Source organism: Pseudoxanthomonas broegbernensis (assembly GCF_014202435.1).
GTDB lineage: Bacteria > Pseudomonadota > Gammaproteobacteria > Xanthomonadales > Xanthomonadaceae > Pseudoxanthomonas > Pseudoxanthomonas broegbernensis.
The window spans coordinates 15,692-40,901 of the sequence record NZ_JACHGU010000013.1; the positions used below are offsets into that span (position 1 = coordinate 15,692).

21 protein-coding genes and 1 riboswitch are annotated in these 25,210 nt (G+C 72.5%); of the genes, 12 read left to right on the forward strand and 9 right to left on the reverse strand.

The features are described from left to right. Positions 1-41 precede the first annotated feature (41 nt). The 6 genes from HNR76_RS14585 to HNR76_RS14610 all read left to right on the forward strand — a co-directional run bounded on the left by HNR76_RS14585 (position 42) and on the right by HNR76_RS14610 (position 6,668). Entirely contained in the window at positions 42-725 is a 684-nt protein-coding gene (locus HNR76_RS14585; RefSeq protein ID WP_162312036.1) for an arylesterase, read from the forward strand. A gap of 210 nt (positions 726-935) precedes the next feature. Further along, a complete protein-coding gene (locus HNR76_RS14590) occupies positions 936-1,655 on the forward strand; it encodes a response regulator transcription factor (protein ID WP_162312037.1) in 720 nt (239 codons plus the stop codon). Between the two features lie 136 nt (positions 1,656-1,791). Continuing rightward, a complete protein-coding gene (locus HNR76_RS14595) occupies positions 1,792-3,111 on the forward strand; it encodes a sensor histidine kinase (RefSeq protein WP_162312038.1) in 1,320 nt (439 codons plus the stop codon). 91 nt (positions 3,112-3,202) lie between these two features. After that, a complete protein-coding gene (locus HNR76_RS14600; protein ID WP_162312039.1) occupies positions 3,203-4,723 on the forward strand; it encodes an efflux RND transporter periplasmic adaptor subunit in 1,521 nt (506 codons plus the stop codon). Next, positions 4,723-5,439: an ABC transporter ATP-binding protein gene (locus tag HNR76_RS14605; protein WP_162312040.1), complete on the forward strand. Its 717-nt coding sequence runs from the start codon at positions 4,723-4,725 to the stop codon at positions 5,437-5,439. The genes HNR76_RS14600 and HNR76_RS14605 overlap by 1 nt, the downstream gene beginning before the upstream one ends. After that, entirely contained in the window at positions 5,436-6,668 is a 1,233-nt protein-coding gene (locus HNR76_RS14610; protein ID WP_162312041.1) for an ABC transporter permease, read from the forward strand. Before HNR76_RS14605 ends, HNR76_RS14610 begins: the two co-directional genes overlap by 4 nt. A 65-nt stretch (positions 6,669-6,733) precedes the next feature. On the opposite strand, the gene HNR76_RS14615 is transcribed toward HNR76_RS14610, so the two are convergent. Beyond that, positions 6,734-7,585: an XOO1806 family protein gene (locus tag HNR76_RS14615; RefSeq protein ID WP_183982340.1), complete on the reverse strand. Its 852-nt coding sequence runs from the start codon at positions 7,583-7,585 to the stop codon at positions 6,734-6,736. A gap of 183 nt (positions 7,586-7,768) precedes the next feature. After that, on the reverse strand, positions 7,769-8,668 hold the full coding sequence (gene hslO / locus HNR76_RS14620) for an Hsp33 family molecular chaperone HslO (protein ID WP_246429178.1): 900 nt from the start codon (positions 8,666-8,668) through the stop codon (positions 7,769-7,771). 177 nt (positions 8,669-8,845) lie between these two features. Here hslO and mtgA point away from each other — a divergent pair, with 177 nt between their 5' ends. The 3 genes from mtgA to HNR76_RS14635 are packed head-to-tail and all read left to right on the forward strand — an operon-like array spanning position 8,846 to position 11,053. Continuing rightward, positions 8,846-9,580, forward strand: a complete 735-nt coding sequence (gene mtgA / locus HNR76_RS14625) for a monofunctional biosynthetic peptidoglycan transglycosylase (RefSeq protein ID WP_162312044.1) — start codon at positions 8,846-8,848, stop codon at positions 9,578-9,580. A gap of 26 nt (positions 9,581-9,606) precedes the next feature. Continuing rightward, positions 9,607-10,665 carry a glycosyltransferase family 2 protein gene (locus HNR76_RS14630; RefSeq protein ID WP_162312045.1) on the forward strand — a complete coding sequence of 353 codons (1,059 nt, stop codon included), beginning with the start codon at positions 9,607-9,609 and terminating at the stop codon, positions 10,663-10,665. Beyond that, positions 10,625-11,053, forward strand: coding sequence for a CBS domain-containing protein (locus HNR76_RS14635; protein WP_162312046.1), 429 nt, complete (start codon positions 10,625-10,627; stop codon positions 11,051-11,053). Before HNR76_RS14630 ends, HNR76_RS14635 begins: the two co-directional genes overlap by 41 nt. Before the next feature lie 75 nt (positions 11,054-11,128). Here HNR76_RS14635 and HNR76_RS14640 read toward each other — a convergent pair whose 3' ends face one another. From HNR76_RS14640 to HNR76_RS14660, 5 genes are all read right to left on the reverse strand, one after another. Then, the gene (locus HNR76_RS14640) at positions 11,129-13,114 is read right to left on the reverse strand and encodes an AsmA family protein (RefSeq protein WP_162312047.1); all 1,986 of its coding nucleotides are present in this window, start codon (positions 13,112-13,114) and stop codon (positions 11,129-11,131) included. Between the two features lie 86 nt (positions 13,115-13,200). After that, positions 13,201-13,821: a PAQR family membrane homeostasis protein TrhA gene (trhA, locus tag HNR76_RS14645; protein ID WP_162312048.1), complete on the reverse strand. Its 621-nt coding sequence runs from the start codon at positions 13,819-13,821 to the stop codon at positions 13,201-13,203. A 115-nt stretch (positions 13,822-13,936) separates the two neighbouring features. Continuing rightward, positions 13,937-15,553 carry a peptide chain release factor 3 gene (locus tag HNR76_RS14650; RefSeq protein ID WP_162312049.1) on the reverse strand — a complete coding sequence of 539 codons (1,617 nt, stop codon included), beginning with the start codon at positions 15,551-15,553 and terminating at the stop codon, positions 13,937-13,939. A gap of 317 nt (positions 15,554-15,870) precedes the next feature. Further along, a complete protein-coding gene (locus HNR76_RS14655) occupies positions 15,871-16,815 on the reverse strand; it encodes a peptidoglycan DD-metalloendopeptidase family protein (protein ID WP_162312050.1) in 945 nt (314 codons plus the stop codon). Then, on the reverse strand, positions 16,812-17,918 hold the full coding sequence (locus HNR76_RS14660; protein WP_162312051.1) for an NHL repeat-containing protein: 1,107 nt from the start codon (positions 17,916-17,918) through the stop codon (positions 16,812-16,814). Before HNR76_RS14660 ends, HNR76_RS14655 begins: the two co-directional genes overlap by 4 nt. A gap of 103 nt (positions 17,919-18,021) precedes the next feature. Next, a riboswitch (SAM riboswitch) is annotated at positions 18,022-18,139 on the forward strand. Between the two features lie 85 nt (positions 18,140-18,224). Here HNR76_RS14660 and metX point away from each other — a divergent pair. From metX to HNR76_RS14675, 3 genes are read left to right on the forward strand one after another with little or no spacing between them, the layout of a single operon-like run. Beyond that, positions 18,225-19,241 (forward strand): homoserine O-succinyltransferase MetX, encoded by a 1,017-nt coding sequence (gene metX / locus HNR76_RS14665; RefSeq protein ID WP_249065704.1) that lies wholly within the window; start codon positions 18,225-18,227, stop codon positions 19,239-19,241. Continuing rightward, positions 19,238-20,464 (forward strand): O-succinylhomoserine (thiol)-lyase, encoded by a 1,227-nt coding sequence (locus HNR76_RS14670; RefSeq protein WP_183982329.1) that lies wholly within the window; start codon positions 19,238-19,240, stop codon positions 20,462-20,464. The genes metX and HNR76_RS14670 overlap by 4 nt, the downstream gene beginning before the upstream one ends. 20 nt (positions 20,465-20,484) lie before the next feature. Then, complete coding sequence (locus tag HNR76_RS14675; RefSeq protein ID WP_425501846.1) at positions 20,485-21,558, forward strand: homoserine dehydrogenase family protein; 1,074 nt, start codon at positions 20,485-20,487, stop codon at positions 21,556-21,558. 347 nt (positions 21,559-21,905) lie between these two features. Here the strand turns inward: HNR76_RS14675 and HNR76_RS14680 are convergent, their stop codons facing one another. Continuing rightward, positions 21,906-24,962, reverse strand: coding sequence for a ligand-binding sensor domain-containing diguanylate cyclase (locus HNR76_RS14680; RefSeq protein WP_183982337.1), 3,057 nt, complete (start codon positions 24,960-24,962; stop codon positions 21,906-21,908). A gap of 157 nt (positions 24,963-25,119) precedes the next feature. Next, positions 25,120-25,210: L-serine ammonia-lyase, iron-sulfur-dependent, subunit alpha (locus tag HNR76_RS14685; RefSeq protein ID WP_183982237.1), on the reverse strand; the 91-nt coding region annotated here is incomplete at its 5' end.

Genomic DNA, 25,210 nt, shown 5'->3' on the forward strand with positions numbered 1-25,210 from the left:
CGATGGGAGGCTCCGGAATGCGGATGGTCGGAATGGCTTGGATGGACACGGACGGCGGGGGAGCGCGCCGCCCCGGTGGCAGGCGACGGGTATTCGTGCCGGCGTGGCTGCTGCTGGCGGCCTGCCTGCTGGCCCCGGCGCTGGCCTGCGCCCAGGGCCCGGCCGGCGCGGCATCCGGCGAGGCGATACTCGTCGTCGGCGACAGCCTCAGCGCCGAGCACAACATACCCGCAGGCTCGGGCTGGGTCAGCCTCCTGCAGCGGCGCATGCGGCGCGAACTCGCCTCGCCGCCCGCGGTGGTCAACGCCAGCATCAGCGGCGAGACCACGGCCGGCGCCCTGACCCGCCTGCCCGGGCTGCTGCGGGCGCACCGGCCCTCGGTGCTGGTGATCGAACTGGGCGGCAACGACGCACTGCGCGGCCTCACTCCGGCGCAGTTGCGCGACAACCTGGAGAAGATGATCGTACTCGGCCAGGGCGCCGGTGCGCGCGTACTGCTGCTGGGCATCGACGTGCCGCCCAACTATGGCCCGGCCTACCGCCAGCGGCTGCGCCGCACCTACGAGGAACTGTCCGCCGCCCACGGCGTGGCGCTGGTGCCGTTCTTCCTGGAAGGCGTGGCCCTGCAGCCGGGCCTGATGCAGGCCGATGGCCTGCACCCCACCCAGGCGGCCCAGCCGCGCCTGCTCGACAACGTCTGGCCGGCTCTCAAGCCGCTGCTGTAGGCGCGGTGCGACCGGTGCCCGCCATGCCTGCACGACGACCGTTCCGCCATCCGGTCTTGTCGCCGGCCGAAGCCGGCTCCTGCGGTTGAGCGCGGCCGCATCCTCTGCCATCGCCGGCGGTCTGGAGGCCCGCCCCTCTTGGCCTTCACGCGCCATCCACCCTGGCTCCGGCATGTTTCACAAACCTGAAAACACCACGGAGCGGGCGTCATGCGGCAGGGCAAAGAAACTTCCGGGCTGGTGCTGGTGGTCGAGGACAACCGCAACATCTCCGAGATGATCGGCGAGTACCTGGAGAGCCGCGGCTTCGAGGTCGACTACGCTGCCGATGGCCTGGACGGCTATCGCCTGGCCGCCGAGAACAGCTACGACGCCGTCGTGCTGGACCTGATGCTGCCGCGCCTGGACGGCATCGAGGTCTGCCGCCGCCTGCGCAGCGACGCGCGCAAGTCCACCCCGGTGCTGATGCTGACCGCGCGCGACACCCTGGACGACAAGCTTACCGGCCTCGGCCACGGCGCCGACGACTATCTCACCAAGCCCTTCGCGATCCAGGAGCTGGAGGCGCGCCTGCGCGCGCTGATCCGCCGCGAACGCCGCCAGGTGGGTTCGGAAGTGCTGACCGTGGCCGACCTCGTGCTGGACCCGGTGAGCATGCGGGTGACCCGGGGCGGCACCGAGCTGCAGCTCTCGCCGATCGGCCTGAAGCTGCTGACCATCCTGATGCGCGAGTCGCCGCGGGTGGTCAGCCGCCAGGAGATCGAGCGCGAGATCTGGGGCAACAGCCTGCCCGACTCGGATACACTGCGCAGCCACTTGTACAACCTGCGCAAGGTGATCGACAAGCCGTTCGATCGGCCGCTGCTGCACACGGTGCAGAGCGCCGGCTACCGGGTGGCCGATATCGGCCAGCCCGTCGCCGCCAACTGATTGCGTATCCGTAACGGGGGGAGGGGGAATGGCGGTGATCACCGCCGCGAGGGGGTGTCGCGACGCATTGCCGGCAATCACGGTGCGGCGATGCGCGCATGCCTACACTCGGTGCACCCTGCGCTGACTCTGCACGATGCCCCACGGCCTGCCCCGCAAGATCCGGATCGCCTTCATCCTGCAAATGGTGATGGCGAGCCTGGCGATCGTGGTGGCCTTCTACGTGGTGGCCATCCTGTTCAAGTACAGCTTCATCCAGAACACCCTGCAGGAAGAGGCGCAGCACTACTGGCAACTGTACGACGCCTCGCCGGCGCAGCCGCCGCCCAACACCTACAACCTGCGCGGCTACCTGGTCGAGGCCGGCTATTCCAGCCTGTCGCTGCCGCCCGACCTGCGCGAGCTGCGGCCCGGGTTCCACGACCTGGAGCAGCAAGGGCAACTGGTCTGGGTGGACCGGCGCCAGGCCGGCACCTTGTACCTGGTGTTCCTGCGCTCGCAGGCCACCCGGATGGCACTGTGGTTCGCGGTGCTGCCGGCGATGCTGACGCTGCTGGCGATCTACGGCGCCACCTGGCTTACCTACCGCTCGTCGCAGCGCCTGGTTTCGCCCGTGGCCTGGCTGGCGCGGCAGGTCGGCCGCTGGGACCCGCGCCGTCCGGACGTGACCGAGCTGGCGCCGGAACTGCTCCCGGCCGACGTGCAGGGCGAGGCCCGGCAGTTGGCCCAGGCCCTGCACGGGCTGGGCGAACGGGTGCAGGCCCACATCGCCCGCGAGCGCAACTTCACCCGCCATGCCAGCCACGAGCTGCGCACCCCGCTGACGGTGATCCGCATGGCCAGCGACGTGATGCTGGCCGGCGACGAGCTGCCGCCGCGCGTGGCCCGCGGCCTGCAGCGGATCCAGCGCGCCGGCCGCGACATGGAGGCGGTGGTGGATGCCTTCCTGATCCTGGCGCGCGAACCGGACGTGGCGCCGCAGAGCGAGTGGTTCCAGGTTTGCGAGGTGGTCCACCAGGAGGCGGACAACGCGCGCCTGCTGCTGGGCGACAAGCCGGTGGTCGTGGAAGTGGACTGCCTGCAGCAGCCAATGCTGTACGCGCCGCCGCGGGTGCTGCACGTGGTCCTGGGCAACCTGCTGCGCAACGCCTGCCACTACACCGACCGCGGCCGGGTGCGGGTGACCGTGGACGAAACCCAGGTGGTGGTCAGCGATACCGGCATCGGGATGACGCCCGAGATACTGGCCAGCGCCTTCGAGCCGTTCTTCCGCGGCGTGCCGGAGCGGCCGCACGGTACCGGCCTGGGGTTGGCGATCGTGCGCCGGCTGTGCGAGCGGTTCGGCTGGCGGGTGGAACTGGAAAGCGTGCAGGACGCGGGCACCACGGCCAGCATCCACTTTGCACCGGTGCGCGGCGACACGCAGCAGGTGCCGGGCGCGGTTCCTCCGGCATAGCCTCGGCCGCCCCGGGGCCGAGGCGGCGGCTGTCAACCGGCGCGGTCGCGGCGCGTTATCCGATGCAGTCCCCCATCACGACAGCCCACGCATGAGCCGAGCCATCCGCCCGCAGCCTTCCCGTTCGCGCAAGTGGTTGCCGCGCGGCCTCATCGTGCTCGCCGTGCTGGCCGTGGCCGGCACCGGCGCCGGCTACTGGCACAGGCACAAGGCCGCCGGCGCGGAGGGCGCATGGCGGACCACGGCGGTGGAGCGCGGCGGCATCCGCGTGGCGATCTCGTCCACCGGCACACTCAGCGCCATTTCCACGGTCACCGTCGGCAGCCAGATCTCCGGGCAGGTGCTGCAGGTGCTGGTCGACTACAACGACCAGGTGACCGAGGGCCAGGTGCTGGCGCGGATCGACCCGAAGACCTACGAGGCGCAGATCGAGCAGGGCAACGCCCAGGTCGCCAGCGCGCGCGCCGGGCTCAACCAGGCGCTGGCCACGCAGCGCAACGCCGAGCTGGACTACCGGCGCAAGGCCGAGCTGGCGGAGCGCCAACTGGTGGCGCGCAGCGATGTGGACCTGGCGCGCGCCGCGCTGGACCAGGCCAATGCCCAGGTCGCCTCGGCCCAGGCGCAGATCCGCCAGCAGACCGCCTCCACCCAGACCACGCAGGTGAATCTGGACCGCACCGTGATCCGCTCGCCGGTGGACGGCGTGGTCCTGACCCGCAGCATCGAGCCGGGACAGACAGTGGCCGCCAGCCTGCAGGCGCCGGAACTGTTCACCATCGCCGAGGATCTTTCGCAGATGAAGATCGAGCTGGCGGTGGACGAGGCCGACATCGGCCAGGTGCAGCCGGGGCAGACGGTGACCTTCACCGCCGACGCCTTCCCCGACCGCCAGTTCCGCGGCCAGGTGCAGCAGGTGCGGCTGGCCGCCACCACTACCAACAACGTGGTCACCTACCCGGTGGTGGTGAACGTGGACAACAGCGACGGCACCTTGCTGCCGGGGCTGACGGTCAACGCCGAGATCGAGGTCAGCCGGCGCGACGAGGTGCTCAAGGTGTCCAACGCCGCGCTGCGCTACAAGCCGGCAGGCGGCGTGGCGGTCGGCGGCTTAGGTCCGCCCGCCGCGCCGGCGGCAGCGGCCGCCGGCCGCACGCCCGGCGAGGGGCTGGCCGACGACCTGTCGCGCGCGGCGGCCGAACTGAAGCTCGATGCCGCCCAGCAGGCCAGGTTCGACCAGGCCCTGGCCGCGCTGCGCCAGCGTCAGGAAGAACGCCGCACCCGCTCGCAGGGCGGCGGCTCCGGTCCGCCGGGAATGGCGGCGATGGGCGGCGGCGCCAACGTCGAATCGCAGATGCGCCAGCGCATGGCCGCACGGATGAAGGAGGATTTCGCGGACTTCCGCGAGAGCCTGGACCCGGCGCAACGGCCGCGCTGGGATGCGGCGCTGGCGGCGCTGGTCAATGCCCGGCGCAGCACCCTCTACCGGCTGGTGGACGGCAGGCCGCAACCGGTGACGGTGCGCATCGGCGCCAGCGACGGCAGCAGCACCGAAGTCTCCGGCGGCGGCCTGAAGGAAGGCGATGCCATCGTCACCGGCGAGCGGGCCCGCTGATGGGCGCCACTTCCGGTAGCGCACCCGTGCCGGTCATCGACATCCATGGCCTGCGCAAGGTCTACGCCGCCGGCACCGAGGCCGAGGTGGTGGCGCTGGACGGGGTGGACCTGCGGGTGGAGCCGGGCGAGTTCCTGGCCATCATGGGGCCGTCCGGCTCCGGCAAGTCCACGTTGATGAACCTGATCGGCTGCCTCGATAAGCCGACCGCCGGCAGCTACCGCTGCGACGGGCTGGACGTGTCCAGCCTGGACGCCGAGCAACTGGCCACGCTGCGCCTGGACAAGATCGGCTTCGTGTTCCAGGGCTTCAACCTGCTGTCGCGGATGAGCGCGCTGGAGAACGTGGCCATGCCGCTGGGCTACGCCCGGGTGCCGCCGGCCGAGCGCGAGGCGCATGCGCGCCGTGCGCTGGCCGCGGTGGGCCTGGCCGAGCGCGCCAGCCACCGGCCCAACGAACTGTCCGGCGGCCAGCAGCAGCGCGTGGCCATCGCCCGGGCGCTGATCAACAGCCCGCCGATCCTGCTGGCCGACGAGCCCACCGGCGCGCTGGACAGCCGCACCGGCGAGGAGATCCTGGCCCTGTTCAAGCGCCTGCGCGACGACGGGCACACCGTGATCCTGATCACCCACGACGCCGAGGTCGCCGCGCACGCGGACCGCATCGTGGTGATGCGCGATGGCGTGCTGTTCGCGCACGAGGAGGCGGCCGCATGAATTTTTCCGACATCATCCGCACCGCGGTGTTCGCCCTGCGCGGCAACTGGATGCGCAGCGCGCTGACCTCGCTGGGCGTGATCATCGGCATCGCCGCGGTCATCGTCATGGTCTCGGTCGGCCAGGGTACCCAGCAGGAGATCGACAAGCTGGTGTCCGGGCTGGGCTCGCAGCGGCTGGACGTCGGCCCGGGCGCGCGCCGCGGCGGCGGCGGCGCGCGCCAGAGCGCCAGCAGCTTCTTCACCCTCAACGAGGGCGACGCGCAGGCCATCCGCGACGAGATCCCGGAAGTGCAGTACGTCGCCGGCGCGCTGCGCGGCAACACCCAGGTCGTGTTCGCCGAGAACAACACCTCCACCAGTTGGCAGGGCGTGCAGCCGGACTTCTTCGTCATCAACGGCTGGAACCTGGCCGAGGGCGAGGGCTTCGAAGTCCAGGACTATTCCAGCGCCAACAAGGCCGTGATCGTGGGCGAGACGGTGCGCAAGACCCTGTTCGGCAGCGACAGCGGGATCGGCCAGACCGTGCGCCTGGGCCGGGTGCCGTTCACCGTGGTCGGCACCCTGGCGCCGAAGGGACAGGGCGGTTTCGGCCAGGACCAGGACGACGTGGTGATGGTGCCGCTGGAGACCGGGCGCCGCCGCCTGATGGGTGCGATGGGCCTGCCCGCGGGGGCGGTGATGCAGATCGCGCTGACCGTCGGCGACGCCAGGAACCTGGACTACGTGCAGGGCGAGGTGGAGTCGCTGCTGCGCCAGCGCCACCGCATCGGCCCCGGCGACGAGGACGACTTCAACGTGCGCAACATCAGCGAGATCGTCGCCACCCGCACCGCCACCACCAACCTGATGTCCAAGCTGCTGGGCGCGGTGGCCACCATATGCCTGGTGATCGGCGGCATCGGCATCATGAACATCATGCTGGTCTCGGTGACCGAGCGCATCCGCGAGATCGGCCTGCGCATGGCGGTGGGCGCCGGGCCGTCGGACGTGCGCCGGCAGTTCCTGGCCGAGGCGATGCTGATCTCGCTGATCGGCGGCGCCATCGGCATCGCCATCGGCGTGGCCGGTGCGCTGCTGGTCGGGCAAGTGAGCGACCTGCCGGTGGCGCTGAACGGCAAGGTGGTCGGGCTGGCGGCCGCGTTCTCCATCGCCACCGGCCTGTTCTTCGGCTACTACCCGGCGCGCAAGGCGTCGCAGTTGGACCCGATCGAGGCGTTGCGGCAGTAGGGCCGCGGCTGGCCCGGCGGCCGTCCCGCGCACAGGAGATCCGGCCCGGACGCGAGAAGCGGCCTTCAGAGGCCCTGTTCGTAGCGCACGTAGGGCACGGTGCCCTCGTCGGCCTCGCCGTTGGACGGCGCGAACGGATTGCGGCCGCGGGTGACCACGTTCTCGGCGCCGACGGTGAGCTGCCCGCTCCAGGGCGTGCGCCAGGTCAGGCCCAGGCCCAGGCCTTCCCACTTGCTGCCCGGCTGGTCGCGCATGTCGACGACCCGGCCGATGATGTTGGCGCTGAACGGGCCGTAGCCGCCGCCCACGCTCAGGCTCTTGCTGTCCCAGCGTTCGACCAGGCCCGGCGCGACTTCGGCCAGCGGGATCAGCCGGGCGCGGGCATAGGTGCCGGCGATGGAGACATAGGCCTCGGTGCCGATGGCCTTCTGGCCGAATACCTGCAGGTCGTGCTGCTCGATCCGGCCGGCGCCGGCAAGGGCCGGGCGGCCATCGGCGTCGAGCCAGGACGGCAGCGTCGCCGTCGCTTCCTGCGCGGTGCCGGCGGTGAAGCCGAAGCGGCTGCCCTGGTGGCCGATGGTGGTCGTCGCGGCCAGGCGCCGGCCGCGGGCGTCGTGCTCGTCGTCGCCCAGGCTGGCCAGCAGGCAGCGGCTGGCCAGGTTGCCGATGTTGGCGCCGCTGGTGCTGCTGCACAGCAGGCCCAGCGAATCGCCCGCGCTCAGCCCGAAGGCGGCGTCCAGCGAGTGGTTGCCCAGGCGCCAGCGGGTGTCCTGCCCGGCCTCGCGGGTGGGCTCCAGCAGCAGCACGGCCTCGACCTTGCCACTGCCCTTGTTCCACACCGGCAGCACGGTCTGCCCCTGCGCGCCGGCGGGCCTGCCCTGGGCATGCGCTCCCGTGGCCGCGGCAAGCGCGGTCAGCAGGAAAGCCAGCAGGGGCAGGCGGCGCAGGGACATGGCAATTCGTTCAGACCCGAAACCGGAGGGACAGTTCCCCAGGCGACCCGGAAGACGCAGGGAATCCCATGCTAGGGGATTCACAATTGATTAACAAGCCGCGTGGTTTTGCCCGGGACGGGAGCCTGGCCGGCCCCCGGAAACCCGTCATTGCAGGCGCTCGGAGGCCGCTGCATTGGCTTCCGGTTGCGCGAACAGCGCGTCGATCCGGTCGCGGGGGATCAGGTACTGGCGGCCGCAGAACTCGCAGCGTACTTCTACCACGCCGCTGGCTTCGGCGGCGGCATGGACCTCGGCCTGGCCCAGGCCCCGCAGCATCCCCGCCACCCGCTCGTCGGAGCAGGAGCAGCCGAACCGGATCGGGCGCTCCTCCAGCAGCGTGGGCCGCTCCTGGTGGAACAGGCGGTGGACCAGCAGCGGCGGGGCGGTGGCCAGCAGTTCGGTTTCGCCCAGGGTGTCGAACAGCGCCCCAGCGCGGTCCCAGCCGTCGCTGTCGCCTTCCTCGCCGGGCAGCTTCTGCAGCATCAGGCCGGCGGCGGCATCGCCGTCGGCGGCCAGCCGCAGCCGGGTCGGGAGTTGCTCGGAACGGCGGAAGTAGTCCTCGAAGGCCTCGGCCAGCGACCCGGCCGCGTCCAGCGCCACCAGGCTCTGGTAGCGCTGCGGTTCGCGCGGGTCCAGGCCGGGGTTCTCGATGGTGACCGCCAGCAGCGCGCCGTCGCCCAGTCGCGACGGTTCGCGCGGGGCGTCGGCGCCTTCCTCCAGTTGGGCGATGCCGCGCACGGTGCCGGCGGCGGTGCATTCGGCGAACAGGGTGCGCAGCGGCCCGTCCGAGCGCACCTGGATCGACAGCCGCCCATCGACCTTCACGTGGCCGGTGAACAGGGTGGCCGCCGCCAGCGCCTCGCCCAGCAGGGCGCGGGCGCCGGACGGGTATTGCGCCTGCGACAGCAGTTCGCCCCAGCTTCCGCGCAGGCGCACGTAGACGCCGCGCACGCCGGCCCGGGGCAGCAGGAACCGCCCGCGGCGGTCGTCGCCGCCGGCTTCCATGTCTCCCGCGACGGGGGCGCCCTCGATCGTGTCCATGCCCCCACAATGCGGGCATCGCGGCCGCTTTCCAAGATGCCGGTGCCGCGCGGCACCGGGTGGATACCGCCGCCAGCCGCTACCATCGCTACCAGCCCGGCCCGCAGGCCGGCAACCGGAGAGGCCCGCACCGAGCCAGCCATGGACGAAGCCCCCCTCGCTCCCGTTCAGGCACCGCGCCGATGGCGCTGGCTGCGCCGGCTGTTGTGGTTGCCGGTCGCGTTCGTCGCCGCGACCGTGGCCCAGGTGGCGGTGCTGCGCTTCGTCGACCCTCCCACCTCGGCGTTCATGCTGGCCCGGCAGGCCGAAGCCTGGAGCCAGGGCGAATGGCGCTTCCGGGTGGCCTACGACTGGCGCGACCTGGACACGATCTCCCCGCACCTGCCGCTGGCGGTGATCGCCGCCGAGGATCAGCGCTTCGCCTCGCACTGGGGCTTCGACCTGGACGCCATCGAGCAGGCCATCGACCACAACGCGCGCGGCAAGCGCATCCGCGGCGGCAGCACCATCAGCCAGCAGGTGGCCAAGAACCTGTTCCTGTGGCAGGGCCGCAGTTGGCTGCGCAAGGGCCTGGAAGCCTGGTACACGCTGCTGATCGAGGCGATGTGGCCCAAGCGCCGGATCCTGGAGGTGCACGTCAACGTGGCCGAGTTCGGCGACGGCATCTACGGCGCCCAGGCGGCCGCGCGCAGCTACTGGCGCAAGGACGCGGCGCGGCTGACGATGGACGAGAGCGCGCGCCTGGCCGCGGTGCTGCCCGCGCCGCGGCGCTACAGCGCCAGCCGACCCGGGCCCTACGTGCAGCGGCGCGCGGCCTGGATCCAGCGGCAGATGCGCCAGATCGGCGGCCCCGACCACCTGCGCCGGCTGGACTGAGCGCGGGCGTTCCTTACCATCGGCGCATGGACCTTCCCCCCGCCCACGCTTCCCGGAACGGCGCCCCCGCGCACGACGCGCTGACCGTGGTGGTGGCCGCGCACGACGAGGCGCAGTCGCTGCCGCTGCTGCATCCGCGCATCCGCGCCGCGCTGGATGCGCTGGACGGCCTGCGCACGCGGGTGCTGTACGTGGACGACGGCAGCGACGACGGGACCTGGGAGGTGCTGCAGGCGGTCGCTGGGTCCGATCCGGAGGTGTCGCTGCTGCGGCTGTCGCGCAACTTCGGCAAGGAGGCGGCGCTGACCGCTGGTCTGGACCGGGTGGAAGAGGGCGCGGCGATGATCCTGGACGCCGATGGCCAGGACCCGCCGGAACTGATCGCCCGGTTCGTCGGGCTGTGGCGCGAAGGCTACGACGACGTCTACGGCACCCGCATCGCGCGCGAGGGCGAGGGCTGGGTGCGGCGCGGGGCGGCGGCGGTGTTCTACCGGCTGATCGGCAGGCTGTCGCGCACGCCGGTGCCGGCCGACACCGGCGACTACCGGCTGCTGTCGGCGCGGGCGCTGGCCGCGCTGCGCGAACTGCGCGAACGGCACCGCTTCATGAAGGGCTTGTTCGGCTGGGTCGGGTTCCGCCGCGTCGCGGTGCCATACCGGCGCCAGCCGCGCCTGGCCGGGCGCAGCAAGTTCGGCCTGTGGCGGCTGTGGAACTTCGCCCTGGAAGGCATCACCAGCTTCTCCACCGCGCCGCTGCGCATGGCCACCTACCTGGGCCTGCTCAGCGCGCTGGCGGCGTTCGCCGGCGGCGTGGTGGTGTTCGCCAAGACCCTGCTGTGGGGCGACCCGGTGGCCGGCTGGACGACGATGATGGTGGTGATCCTGTTCCTGGGCGGCGTGCAGTTGATCGCGCTGGGCCTGATCGGCGAATACCTCGGGCGCCTGTACGAGGAGGCCAAGCGGCGGCCGTTGTACCTGGTGGAGGCGTGGCAACCGGCGCGGTCGGGGGTATGCTGTGGGCAGCACGCTGATGACGGAGGCGTTCATGCGCACGGTACGTCAACTGCTGGCGGACAAGCCGGCTGAAGTCTACGCGGTGGCGCCCGATGCGCCGGTGGTCGAGGCGATCCGGCTGATGGCCGACAAGTCGATAGGCGCGGTGCTGGTGCTGCGCGGCGAGATGCTGGCCGGGATCCTTTCCGAGCGCGACTACGCGCGCAAGGTGGTGCTGCAGGGGCGTTCCTCCGCCGACACCCCGGTCAGCGCGATCATGACCGCGCAGGTGGTGACGGTGGAGCCGGACACCGCCGTGCCGCGCTGCATGCGCCTGATGACCGACCGCCGCATCCGCCACCTGCCGGTGATGGAAAGTGGCCGCGTGGTCGGCGTGATCTCCATCGGCGACCTGGTCAAGGCGGTGATCGCCGACCAGCAACTGGAACTGGAGCAGTTGCAGCGCTACATCGCTGGCTGAGCGGCCTGCGCCGCCGGGGCTTGTCTGCTTGCCGGGCCTCCCCCGCATCGAGTGCGGAGCAGGCAGCGCCTTTTCCTAGCGTGCGTACTGCCCGCCGCAGTCGCTGTCCTCGCCCGGGCCGGTCTCGAAGGTGGCCAGCAGCGCCGCCGGCGGCGCGATGCTGCCCAGGGCCAGGGCGATGGCGCCGCGCAGGCCCAGCGCGGCCATGTCCGGGCGGAAGGACGGGTCCTTGAACGTGCCGCCCACGCGCAGCGGCGAGCGCAGGGTGAGCAGGCTGCGGTCCTTCGGCCGCGGCTTCAGCAGCAGGTCCAGGCGCTCGTCCTTCAGGCTCACCGTACCCTCGCCGACGACGATCGTGTCGGTGGTGTCGAAGGCCAGTGCGCGCGAGGTCATCAGCCCGTCCTCCACGCCGAAGTCGGCGAAGGCGCAGCGGATCGGCACCTGGCGGTCCTGGGTCAGCAGGAACTTGAGCGCCTCGGCGATGTCCAGGCCGGCCAGTTCCATGACCAGGTTGCTGATCCGGCCGCGGCCCATGCCCAGGCCCACCTCGCCGTCGGCGCTGCCGAGGATGGCCGCCACGGAGTTGCCGCGGCCGTGCAGGACGATGTCGCCGCCGATGCGGCCCACCGCGCCCTGGGCCAGTTCGGCCTGGGCGAACAGCTTGGGCAGTTCCACGCCGCGCACCGCGATCCGCGCGCGGGTGTCGATCGGTTCGCCGCGGGCGTTCATGCGGAGGGTGGCGCGCACGTCGCCGCCGGCCACGCCGAAGTTCAGCGGCTCCAGCCGCAGCATGCCGGTGTCCAGCAGCAGGCGCGCGTCCATGTCCTCGATCATCGGCAGGCTGGGCGCGTGGATCTTCTGCGCGCGCCAGCGCACGTCCGCGTCCATGGCGTTGAGCTTGGCCAGGTCGTACGGGGTGTCCGGCAGCAGCCGCGGGCTGGCGGCGCGGCGCGCGGCCTCGGCCTTCTGCGCGGGATTGGCGGTCTCGTCGGCGCCGGTGGACGGCGGTGCGCCGAGGAAGCCGGCCAGGTCGTCGAAGTCCAGCCGGCGCGAGAGCAGTTGCGCGGTGAACATCGGCCGCGCGCCGGAGACGTCCACCTTCACGTCGCCGGCCAGGTCGCTGTCGCCGACCTTGCCTTCGAAACCCTCGTAGCGCCACAGGTCGCCGCTGCGCAGCAGGCGTCCGTCCAGGGCGTAGGGCGGGGAGGGCGGCAGGGCCAGGCCGAGCAGCGGGTACAGGTCTTCCAGGTCCTGCCCGGACAGTTTCATCCGCAGGTCGAAGGCCTGGAACCGGAACGGGTTGGTGAGCGTGCCGCTGGCGCTGGCGCGGGTGGCGCCGGCGCGCGCGTCCAGGTCGACGCGGTAGGGGGTGTCGGTGTCGGCCAGGTCCAGCGGCGAGGCCGCCCGGCCTTCCAGGCGGAACGCCGCGCCACGCCAGTGGCCCTTGCCGTCCACCCGCACCGGCGACCCGGCATCGCGTCCCTCCCGGGCTGCGGGCGCCACGCTGGACAGGGCGATGTCGATGTCGGTCTTCTGGGCCGCGTCGGTGAAGCGCAGGCGGCCGTCCTCGATCCACAACCGGTCCAGGCGCCAGCGCGGCGGGCCGGGGTCGGCCTTGGCCCGGCCGTCGCCGAACACCCAGTTGCCACCGGCGCCCTCGGGCGCGGTCTCCAGCCGGATGTCCGGCCGGACGGCGCGGACTTCCTTCATCCGCAGGCGCAGCGCCAGCAGCGGCCAGGGGGCGATGTCGATCTCCACGCGCTCGGCGCTGCCCATGCGCGGCTCCTTCGACCAGGCCGCGTTGGCCAGGCGCAGGCGCTCGGCGGAGACGGTGATGGTGCGGCCCAGGTCCACGTCCAGGTCGCCTTCGATGCGGAGCTCGCGTCCGGTGGCGGCGCCGACCGCCCGTTCCAGCGGCGGCTTGAACCAGTTCCAGTCGAACAGCAGCCACAGCACCAGCAGGACCGCGGCCACCGCGCCCAGCACGATGCCGGTGCGCCGCGAAGGGCGCCATCGGCGCAGGCGCCGCATGCGGCCGGGCGTGGGCGGGGCGGGGTCCATGCGGCCAGTATCGGCAGGCCGCGTGGACGCGATGCGAACGCGCGCGGCAAGGGTTCAGCGAGCGCAGCGCCGCCGCCGCCGCGAGGTCACAGGACCTGCGCGGTCACCGCCACGAAATGGCACACGCTGCCGCCGATCACGAACATGTGCCAGATCGCGTGCGAATAGGGGATCGATTCGCGGTGGTAGAAGTACGTGCCCAGCGTGTAGGACACGCCGCCGGCCAGCAGCCAGCCCAGGGTCCAGCCGTCCAGCGAGACCAGCAGCGGCTTGATCGCCACGATCACCAGCCAGCCCATGGCGATGTAGATGGCGGTGGACAGGCGCTTGAAGCGGCCGGTGTAGAACAGCTTGAACACCACCCCGGCGATGGCCAGGGTCCAGATGGCGGCGAACAGGCCCCAGCCCCATGGCCCGCGCAGGCCGATCAGGGTGAAGGGCGTGTAGCTGCCGGCGATGAGCAGGTAGATGGCGCAGTGGTCGAACACCTTCAGCCGGCCCTTGGCCACCGGGTGCTGGATCGCGTGGTAGAGGGTGGAGGCCACGTAGAGCAGCAGCAGGGCCACGCCGAACACGATCGCGCCGCTGAGCTGCCAGGCGTCGCCGTAGATCGCCGCCAGGGTGATCAGCACCGCCCCGGCGGCCAGCGCCGCCACCGCGCCCAGGCCGTGGGTCAGCGCGCTGGCGATTTCGTCGCGGATGTCCATCAGGTGGTCGGCCCGCTTGCGGGCGCGAAGGGTCCGGAGGCGGGGGGCTCGATCATGGCGCCGGGTACGTTAACGCAACGCCGCAGGGCGGTGCAGTGCCGCGGCGTGGCGCGGTTCAGGCTTTGGCCGGGTCGGCGGCGATGCCGTGCGCATGCTCGCGGGTGGCCAGGAAGGTCACGTCCGGCGCGCGCTCCTGGGCCAGTTGCAGGTTGACCCGGGTGGGCGCCAGGTAGACCAGCTCGCCGGCCGCGTCGATGGCCAGGTTGTTGGCGTTCTTCTCGCGGAACTCCTCCAGCTTGCGTTCGTCGGCGCAGCGGATCCAGCGCGCGGTGACCACGCCCACCGGCTCGAAGATCGCGTCCACGCCATACTCGTCCTTCAGCCGGTAGGCGACCACGTCGAACTGCAGCACGCCCACCGCGCCCAGGACCAGGTCGTTGCTCATCAGCGGGCGGAAGAACTGGGTGGCGCCTTCCTCCGAGAGCTGGGCCAGGCCCTTCTGCAACTGCTTGAGCTTGAGCGGATCGCGCAGGCGCGCGCGGCGGAACAGTTCCGGGGCGAAGTTGGGGATGCCGGTGAAGCTCAGCGCCTCGCCCTCGGTGAAGGTGTCGCCGATGGCCACGGTGCCGTGGTTGTGGATGCCGATCACGTCCCCGGGATACGCCTCGGCGGCGATCTCGCGGTCGGAGGCCATGAAGGTCAGCGCGTTGGCCAGCTTGACCTCCTTGCCGCTGCGCACGTGCAGGGCCTTCATGCCGGCGCTGAACTTGCCCGAGCACACCCGCATGAACGCCACCCGGTCGCGGTGCTGCGGGTCCATGTTGGCCTGGATCTTGAACACGAAGCCGGTCAGTTTCGGCTCGGCCGGCCCCACCTCGCGGCCGGTGGTCGCGCGCGGCTGCGGCGGCGGTGCGTACTGGACGAAGAAGTCCAGCAGCGGCTGCACGCCGAAGTTGTTCACGCCCGAGCCAAAGAACACCGGGGTCTGCTCGCCGCGCAGGTACTTGCCGTGGTCGAAGACATCGGCCGCGCCCTGCACCAGCTCCAGTTCCTCGCGCAGTTGGGCGAGCGTGCCGGCGCCGATCTTCTGCTCCAGCCCCGGCGCGTCCAGCGAGGGGAAGATGGTGGAATCCTGGCGGGTGAAGTTGCGGCCGGGCTCGTACAGGTGCACCTCGCCCGAGGCCAGGTGGACCACGCCCTTCAGCCGCTGGCCCATGCCGATGGGCCAGGTCACCGGCGCGCAGCGGATGCCCAGCACCGTCTCGATCTCGTCCAGCAGGTCGATCGGGTCCTTGCCCTCGCGGTCGAGCTTGTTGATGAAGGTCATGATCGGGGTGTCGCGCAGGCGGCACACCTCCATCAGCTTGATCGTGCGCTCCTCCACGCCCTTGGCCACGTCGATCACCATCAGCGCCGAGTCCACCGCGGTGAGCACGCGGTAGGTGTCCTCGCCGAAGTCGGCGTGGCCGGGGGTGTCGAGCAGGTTGACGATGCGGCCCTCGTAGGGGAACTGCATCACCGAGGAGGTCACCGAGATGCCGCGCTCCTTCTCCAGCGCCATCCAGTCGGAGGTGGCGTGGCGCGTGGTCTTGCGCGACTTCACCGAGCCGGCCATCTGGATCGCCCCGCCGAACAGCAGCAGCTTCTCGGTCAGCGTGGTCTTGCCGGCGTCGGGGTGGGAAATGATCGCGAAGGTGCGCCGGCGCGCGGCTTCGGTGGAGGCTTCGGGCATGGGGGCGGGCGCCGTGGGGCGCGCTGGCGGGCGGAAAGCCGGCGATTATACGGGGTGGCCAGGATCGGACGGGGCCGCCTCCGTGTGCCGGAGGCGCAGGATGCTCCTGCAACGGCACATGGATGTGCCACGGCCGCGAGTCAAAGATAAGGAGGCCGTCCCGAGGGGTGGGCCATGCCCTCCAGAGCGCGGCGGCCCCGTCCGCAGCCGTGCCCCCCGAGGCCGTTTGCCGTTGCCGTTCGAGGGTCGGCGGGATGGTCGCCCGCCCGGGGGGATGGCGGTCGCGCCCGAAGGCGCTTCTGCCAAGGGAGCGTGTTTCAGCGTGCGGGGGTGGAGGCGTCGCGCGCGAACTTCAGCTCGCCCAGCGCGCCGAACATGCGGATCGGTACCGCCTCCAGGCGCATGCCGCGGTTGACCTGGACCACGAAATGCAGGTGCGGGGCGGTGCTGAAGCCGGTGTTGCCGGACAGGGCGATGCGCTGGCCCTGGCGCACGCGCTGGCCGGGGCGCACCAGTACGCCCTCGGGCTTGAGATGGGCATACAGGGCCATGCTGCCGTCCGCGTGCAGGATGCGCACGTAGTTGGCGCGGCCGCCGTAGCGCTCGCGGTCCAGCCCGGCGCGGGCGAAGTCCGATTCCACCTGCAGCACCGTGCCCTCGCGCGCGGCCAGCACCGGCGTGCCCTCGGGTACGGCGAAGTCGATCGCGTAGCGATTCTGCGCGTCGTTGTGGCTGAAGCCGCCGCCGAAGCCCTGGTCCACGCGCACCTGCGCGTAGTCGAACGGCAGCCGGTACTCGAAGTCCAGCGGCCGCGCGTGCGGGTCGCCGGGCAGGTAGTCCAGGATCAGGTCGAAGCTGCTGGCCACGCGCGGGTCCGCCGGGTAGATGCGCCCGACCAGGCCGTTGCCGTCGGCCGGCACCGTGGTCCGGGCCGGCAGTGCGGGGGCCACGGTGATGTTGTCGCCGCTGCGCAGGCGCAGTTGCACCTGGGTCGGGCCGGGCAGCCGGTTGTCGGCCCAGGCCTCGTAGTGGCTGCCGCGGTCGACCAGGCGCAGCGCGACCGCCGCGCCCGGGTCGCGGCGGAAGTTCAGGCTCTGCGCGTCCTCGGCCGCCGCGCCGGGCGGCGGCCGGTCGCCGTAGTGGGACACGCCGTCGGCGTCGCGCCAGCGCCACAGGCGCGCGGCGTCGGCCGGATGCGCCGGCAGCAGCGCGATCAGGCCGGCCAGGAGCCAGGCCGCCGCGGATGGCCGTGCCGCCTTCATCGCGCGCAATGCGGCGAAAGCTGCAGTGCGCGCGCCACCTCGCGCAGGTCGAAGGCGGTCACCGCGCGGTCTTCGTCCAGGGCGAACAGGGCGCCGCCGGGGAAGCGCGCGCTGGGTGCGGCGAACACCGCCACGCCGTCGGTCAGCGCGGTGCGGGCGCCGACGAACTCGCCGGCCGCGGCCAGGGTGTCGCGCGCGTAGACGTGGAAGCGGGTCGGGCGCACCTGCTCGGCGGCGATCCAGTAGCCCACGCCGGCCTCGCATTCCCACAGCGCCACGCCTTCGGCGTCGCCCTGGAAGACCGGCAGGCTGCGGCCCAGGTAGCGGCCGTCGAGCGCGTACTCGCGCAGCGCCGAGCCGACGCGGTGGTCCTCGTCGGCGATCAGCAGGCGGTTGCCGGCCGGATCGCCGGCGATGGACTCGACCATGTTCAGCGCGCCGTCGCCGATGTCGCCGAAGGCCCCGGCGTCGTCAGCGTGCAGGCCGTGCTCGTCGACCCGCACGCGGAACCGCTTGACCCGTTCGGCCAACTGCCCGCGCGGCGGCAGCACGCCGCGTTTGAAGTCGGCCATGAAGCTGTCGGTGACCAGCACCGTCAGCTCGCCGGGGGCGTGCTCGTACAGCCACAGGCCGTAGGGCGTGCGCAGCCGGTCCTGGCCGAAGGCGCCCAGCGGCTCCAGGCCGGGCAGGGCCAGCACCTGCACCCGGCGGTTGTCGCGCTCGACCACGAACAGCAGATCGCCGAACACGGCGATGCCGTTGGGCCGCGCGAAGCGGCCGGGCGCGGCGCCCGGTCCCCCGGCCTCGCGCACGCGCTCGCCGGTGGCGGCGTCGAACACCACCACCCGCTCGCTGCCCTTGGCGGTGGCGTACAGCCATACGCGCCCGTCCTCGGCCTGCCAGGCGGCCAGCGAGTCGAGTTCGTCCGCTTCCACGGCCGGCGAGGCCCAGGCCTCGGCGACCACCACCGGCACCGGCGCCGGCGGGGCCGCCTCGGCCGATGGCGGCGGCACGGCGGGCCGGGTGGCGCAGGCGGCCAGCAGCAGCGCGGCGGCCACGGCGGCGACGCGGGCAAGGGGACGCAGGAGGGACGGTGGATGCATCGGTGGATTATCCCCAGCCACCGGCCACGACGGGAAGGGTGTTTTTCATCGCTGCATCCGGATGGAGCGATTGACAGTGCGGCGGGGGGCTGGCAGTCTGTGCCGGCCATCGAGACCGGCGGAGGGACAGGCCCTTTGATGCCGGGGCAGCCCGCGGACGCGCAAGCGCACGCGTAGGTGCCAAATCCTGCGGGGGGCTTGCGCCCTTCGGAAGATGGTTCGTACCGCGCTCCCGGGCGCGACGAACACGGGCTTCCAGGCTCGATGGCGGTTCCAACCGACCCGCCTCGAGTAGCGAACGCCGCCGTGCAGCCCGACCCCGCCATCGCCGCCCCCGCCACGCCATCCCCCGGCGTCGCCGTGCCGTGCGCGCGACGCGGCGAGGCCGCGGTGGACCTGCCCATGCGCCACGCCGGCACGCGCCGGGTGGTCCTGCGCTACGAACTGCAGGGCGTGGAGGACGGCCCGGTGGTGTTCGTGGCCGGTGGCATTTCCGCGCACCGCCACGTCGCGGCCAGCGACGCCTTTCCCGAGCCGGGGTGGGCCAACGCGCTGGCGGGGCCCGAGCGCACCCTGGACCCGCGGCGGTATCGACTGCTGGCCTTCGACTACGTCGGTGCCGACGGCCGGCTCGACGCGCCCATCGATACCGCCGACCAGGCCGATGCCGTGGCCGCGCTGCTGGACGTGCTGGGCATCGGCCGGCTGCAGGCCTTCGTCGGCTATTCCTACGGCGCCATGGTCGGGCTGCAACTGGCCCTGCGCCACCCGCCGCGGCTGCACCGGCTGGTGGCGGTCAGCGGCGCGCACCGCCCGCACCCGTACGCCTCGGCCTGGCGCGCGCTGCAGCGGCGCGCCGTCGCCCTGGGCCAACTGCAGTGCGCCGATGCGCAGGGGCTGGCCCTGGCGCGCCAGTTCGCCATGCTCAGCTACCGCACCCCGGAAGAGTTCGGCGAACGCTTCGACGTCGCCCCGCAGATCCTCAACGGCCGCGTGCGCTGCGCCGCCGAGGACTACCTGGACGTGGCCGGCACCCGCTACGTGGCGCGCACGCCGGTGGACGCCTTCCTGCGCCTGTCCGAGTCCATCGACCTGCACCGGATCGACCCGTCGCAGGTGCAGGTGCCGGTGACCGTGGTCGCGGTGGAGGGCGACCGCCTGGTGCCGCTGTCCGACTCGGTGGCCCTGGTCGAGGGCCTGGCCGGCCGTGGCCAGTTGCGCGTGCTGCGCTCGCCGTACGGCCACGACGCCTTCCTCAAAGAAACCGACCGCATCGACCTCATTCTCGCCGCCGTCCTGCGCGGCACCGGAGCCCCCGCATGAGCCACCACGACACCCCCGCCCACGACGCCCCCGGCTGCCGCCCCGCCACCGCCGCGGTGCGCGCCGGCATCGACAGCGACACCGCCTACGGCGCGGTGACCCCGCCGATCGTGCTGTCCAGCAACTTCAGCTTCGATGGCTTCGGCAACAAGCGCCAGTACGACTACACCCGCAGCGGCAATCCCACCCGCGACCTGCTGGGCGAGGCGCTGGCCGAGCTGGAAGGCGGCGCCGGCGGCGTGGTCACCGCCACCGGCATGGGCGCGATCAACCTGGTCCTGGCCGCCGTGCTGCAGCCGGGCGACCGCCTGGTGGTGCCGCACGACGCGTACGGCGGAAGCTGGCGCCTGTTCAACGCGCTGGCCGCCAAGGGCCACTTCGAGCTGATCACCGCCGACCTGACCGACCCGCGCTCGCTGGCCGATGCGCTGGGCCGCTCGCCGAAGCTGGTGCTGATCGAGACCCCCTCCAACCCGCTGCTGCGCATCACCGACCTGCGCTTCGTGATCGACGCCGCGCACAAGGCCGGCGCGCTGGCGGCGGTGGACAACACCTTCCTCTCGCCGGCCCTGCAGAAGCCGCTGGCGCTGGGCGCGGACCTGGTGATCCATTCCACCACCAAGTACGTCAACGGCCACAGCGACGTGGTCGGCGGCGCGGTGGTCGCGCGCCGGGACGAGCTGCACCAGCAGTTGACCTGGTGGGCCAACGCGCTGGGCCTGACCGGCTCGCCGTTCGACAGCTTCCTCACCCTGCGCGGCCTGCGCACGCTGGATGCGCGCATGCGCGTGCACCAGGAGAACGCGGCGGCGGTGGTCGCGCTGCTGGATGGGCATGCGGCGGTGGAGAAGGTCTACTTCCCGGGCTTGGAATCGCATCCGGGGCACGCGGTGGCCGCGCGCCAGCAGTCCGGCTTCGGCGCGATGCTCAGCTTCGAACTGAAGGGCGGGGTGGACGCGGTGCGCGCCTTCGTCGACTCGCTGCGCTGGTTCACCCTGGCCGAGTCGCTGGGCGGGGTGGAGAGCCTGGTCGCGCACCCGGCGACGATGACGCACGCGGCGATGAGCCCGGAAGCACGCGCCCAGGCCGGCATCCGCGACGGGCTGTTGCGCCTGTCCATCGGCATCGAGGCGGCCGACGACCTGCTGGAGGACGTGGCCGCGGGATTGCACGCGGCCGAGCTTGCGGTGGCGGACGCCGGCCGCAAGCGGGTGGACGCGTGAGCGCGGCGGCCGGCCTGCGGGTGCAGCCCACGGGCCTGCGCAGGCCCGTGGCCGCGCCGCCGCGGCGCCTGGCCCTGCTGGGCACGGGCACGGTGGGCGCCGCGTTCGTGGCCCGTTACGGCCTGCTGCAAGCGCGCGGGCTGCGCCTGCCGCGAATCGCCTGGCTGGCCAACTCGCGCACGGTGCTGCGCGCCGAGGGAGCGCTGGAGGCGGTGCTGGCCGAGGCGGTGGCCGCGCCGCCGCGGTCCACGGCCCTGCAGGGCTGGGCCGAGGCCGAGGCGCTGCGCGAGGGCGACATCGTGGTCGACGCCACCGCCAGCGACCTGGTCGCCAACTGGCATCCGGAATGGCTGGCGCGCGGGGTCAACGTGGTCACCGCCAACAAGCTCGGCCACGGCGGCCTGCTGGCGCGTTCGCAGGCCATCGGCGAGGCGCAGGCCGGCAGCGGCGCGCAGTATGGCGACAGCGCCACGGTGGGCGCCGGGCTGCCGGTGCTGAGCAGCCTGCGCGCGCTGGTCGCCGGCGGCGACCGCATCCATGCGGTGGAGGGCGTGCTGTCCGGCTCGCTGGCCTGGCTGTTCCATCGCCACGATGGCGCGCAGCCGTTCTCGGCGCTGGTGGCGCAGGCGATGGACGCCGGCTATACCGAACCGGACCCGCGCGCGGATTTGTCGGGCGAGGACGTGCGCCGCAAGCTGCTGATCCTGGCGCGTGCGGCCGGGTTGCCGCTGGAGATCCGCCAGGTGCGGGTGGAATCGCTGGTGCCGGAGGAGCTTGCCGGCGTGGACGAAGCCTCGTTGCGCCAGGCGCTGCCGCTGCTGGATGCGCCCCTGGCCGAGCGCCTGCGCGACGCGCGGGAACAGGGCGGCAAGCTGCGCTTCGTGGGGCGCTTCGATGCGCAGGGCGCGGATGTGGGCCTGCGCGTGCTGCCGGCGGCGCATCCGTTGTGCGGCGGCAGCGGTACCGACAATCGCGTGGCGATCGGCAGCGACCGCTACAGTGCGCAGCCGCTGCTGATCCAGGGCCCGGGCGCGGGCGCGGAGGTGACGGCGGCCGCACTGCTGGACGACGTGCTGAGGATCGGCGCGGGCTGACAGGCGCGCGCGCGGGTGGCCGATGCCGCGAGCATCGGACGCCAACGCCAACGCCAACGCCCGATTCGGTTCCGTGCGACCTGCATGGGGGGGCGGTGGCGAAGGCGTTGGGCAGGGGCGGCTCCGGAAGCAGCCGTGCCGGGCCGGGAATGCCGCTCTCCCCTCGAAGGGACGTCCTGCTCCTGCGAGGGCGCACGCCATCCATGGCGCACTTGCCGCGGCATCACCGAAGGTTTTGCTGTTGCCGTTCGATGGCCGGCACGGAGGCGCAGCCACGCACGGGTATGGCGCCCGCGGCCAGGGCACCGTTGCCTCCAACCGCCGCCAGGGCCGGATGCCGGTGGGCGTCATTCCTTCGCTGCGGGGCCGTCCTCGCCGTACATCTCCAGCAGGCCAGCATCCACCAGCCACCAGGGGTCGCCTTCGAAGGCGAGCATGCCGCTGGGCGGGCGGGCGCCGGGGATGGGGCGGTAGGCGAACCAGGTGTTGCGGCCGGAGGCCTTGGCCCGGTAGAGGGCGCGGTCGGCCAGGGTGACCAGTTGCTCCCAGCCCAGCAGCCGTGGCGATTCGGGGAACAGCGGGCATTCGATCAGGCCGATGGAGGCGGTCAGGCGGTGGCACATGCCGTTGCCCAGGTCGAAGTCGTGGTTGGCGATCTGCTCGCACAGGCGCTGGCCGATCTGCGCCAGTTGGCCGCGCGGCAGCGGCCGGAACACCAGCAGGAATTCCTCGCCGCCCCAGCGCGCCACGTAGTCGCCCCTGCGCACCAGCCCGCCGAGCACGTCGGCCAGTTGCTCCAGCACGCGGTCGCCGGCGGCGTGGCCGTGGGTATCGTTGATCGACTTGAAGTGGTCCAGGTCCAGCAGCACGAACACCAGCGCGTCGGTGCCGTCGCGGTAGCCCGCGTCGCGCTCGTAGAACGACAGGTCGGCCGGGATCTGGCGCGACAGGTAGCGGCGGTTGTGCAGGCCGGTGAGCGGATCGGTGAAGCTGATCGCCTCCAGCCGGGCGTTGACGGCCTGCAGGTCGCGGGTGCGCTCCTGCACCAGCAGTTCCAGCTCGGTGCGCTGGCGCGCATGGCGCCGCTGCAGCCACAGGTAGCCCAGGTACGGGATGCCGCCGAGCAGGGTCAGCAGCAGCAGGCGGAAGACCAGGGTCTCGTGCAGGCGCGGCGGTATCTCCAGTTCAAGCCGGGCGGCGCTGGCCATGGGCTTGGCGCGGCTGAAGTCGGCCACCTCGAAGGTGTAGCGCCCCGGCGGCAGGTGGCTGTAGGCCGCCATGCGCATGGCCGGGTTGTCCAGCTCGTGCCAGGCCTGTTCGTAGCCGGCCAGGCGGTAGCGCAACTGCGGGGTGTGGGTGGGGCGGAACACCGGCACGGTGAACTCGAACTTCAGCTCGCGCGCGTCCACCGGCAGCGCCATCGGCGCGCCGGCATCGGGCAGCAGCCAGGAACCCAGCGCCTGCACCCGCTCGATCTGCACGGCCGGTTCGACCACGTGCGCGGGCGCCGGCGCGGTGTCCACCAGCAGCGCGCCGTCGCGGGTCGGCAGCCACAGCCGTCCGTCGCGCAGCAGGCCGCGGCTGTTGCCGGCGCCGTTGCAGCATTTGTCCTGCTGGCCGCCAGGGCGGTCGGACCCGGAGTTGATCACCATCGTCGCGGCGACGCGGTGCCCGGGGTCGGCGATGGCGCGGTCCAGTTCCTCCAGCGGCAGCCGGTAGATGCCGCGCATGCCGGCCACCCACAGTTGCCCCGAGGCCTGGGCGAGGAAGAAGGCCACGTTGGTCGGCAGGTCCTGCGCACGGCCGATCTGGTGCCAGCGGCGGCCGTCGAACACGCGCAGGTCCTCACCGGTGGTGCTGCCCACCACCCAGCGCCCGTCCTCCAGTTCGAGGATGGCGCTGATCATGGTGTCGTCAATCAGCCCGGTCTGGCGCCCCAGGGGCAGGATGCGGCCGTCGCGCCATTCGTAAAGACCGCGATAGGTGCCCAGCAGGATGCGGCCGTTGCCGGTCTCGTGGACCAGGCGCACGCGGACATCGCCCAGGCCGTCCTGGGTGGTGTAGTGGACCGGGGAGCCGCCGCCGGGCGGCAGCATGAACAGGCCCTGGGTGGTGGCGAACCACAGCCTGCGTGCGCGGTCGCGGACGATGCCGTTGATCTGCGCGCTGCGCATCGGGGCCAGGGCCGCGGGCGTTTCCACCCGCCCGTGGCGCAGCACGGCGGCACCGGCGCGGGTGCCGATCCAGGTCCGGTCGGCCTCGGCCAGCAGGCTGTAGGCTTCCGGGTGCGGGAGGCGCGCGCCGGGCACGCGCCGCTGGAAGTGGCCGCCGCTCCAGGCGTCGACGCCGTCGCTGCCGCCCACCCATATCTCGCCGTCCGGTGCGCCGGCGATCGCCCACAGCACCGGGTTGCCCAGGCCCTCGGGCACGCTCAGGCGCCGGGTCCAGCCGTCCCACAGCCGGGTCACGCCGCCGATCATGCTGCCGAGCCAGAGGTTGCCGTTGCGATCCTCGAACAGGGCACGGATGGCGTTGCCGGCCGGTGCGTCCTCGATGCGCTCGGCGATGCGTCCGTCGCGGATGCGCTTGAGCTGTCCCGACGTGGCGACCCAGAGGTTGCCGTCGCGGTCGGCGCACAGCGCCTCCACCGGTGCGGCCGCCTCCCGCTCGCCGCCGCCCAGGCGCCGCCAGGCGCCATCGCGCAGGTGGAACAGGCCCTGGCTGGTACCGGCCCAGATGCCGTCGGCGGTTTCCACCAGCGCGGTGACCTGGGCGCCGCGCGCGGCCGTCGGCAGCGGCAGCGGATGCAGGCCGTCGGCCTCCGTGCGCAGCACCTGGCCGATGCCGCCGATCCACAGGCCGTCCTCGCGCGGCAGCAGGCTCAGCGCCGGGCCGGACAGTGCGTGCAGCGGCGCCAGGCGGTCGCCCTCGGCCACGTACACGCCGTCCGGGCCGCCCACGAGCATGCGGCCGTCGCCGTCCAGCGCCAGCGCGGCGACCGAGAAGGTCCCGCTGGGGCCGTCCGGCGCCCGCGCCGGGTCGAGGGTCCTGAACCGGCCCTGCTCCAGGACCAGCAGGCCCTGCGAGGTGCCGATCCAGAGCCGGCCGCCGGGGTCGGCGCGCAGCGCCTGCACGTGGCTGCCCAGGGCATCGGCGTCGTGCTGGGTGTAGCGGAAGAAGCGGGTGCCGTCGAATCGCGCCAGGCCGCCCTGGGTGCCGAACCACAGGTATCCGGACGGGTCCTGGGCGATGGACAGCACGCTGATCTGCGGCAGGCCCTGTTCCACGCCCCAGGTGTCGGACACGTAGTCGCGGAAGGGCTTGTCGGCGTCCAGCGCCACGGCCGGAAGGGCGACGGCGGCCCATGACGCCAGCAGCAGCCGGGCGCAGGCACGGGCGGCCATGCGCACGCGGGAAGCGCCGGCGTGCGACCGGGTCCGGCAGCGGATGGCGGGTGGAGCGTCGATCGGGATTTCCCCGTTCCCCATGATCTTCAGAATGAACCAAGGTCGGTAGCGGCGGGTCGGCCGCCAGCTTGAGTCGAATGGCCGCGCATGGCCCTCAGCACTCGATGACGTTGACGGCCAGTCCGCCGCGAGAGGTTTCCTTGTACTTGTCCTGCATGTCGCGTCCGGTTTCGCGCATGGTCTTG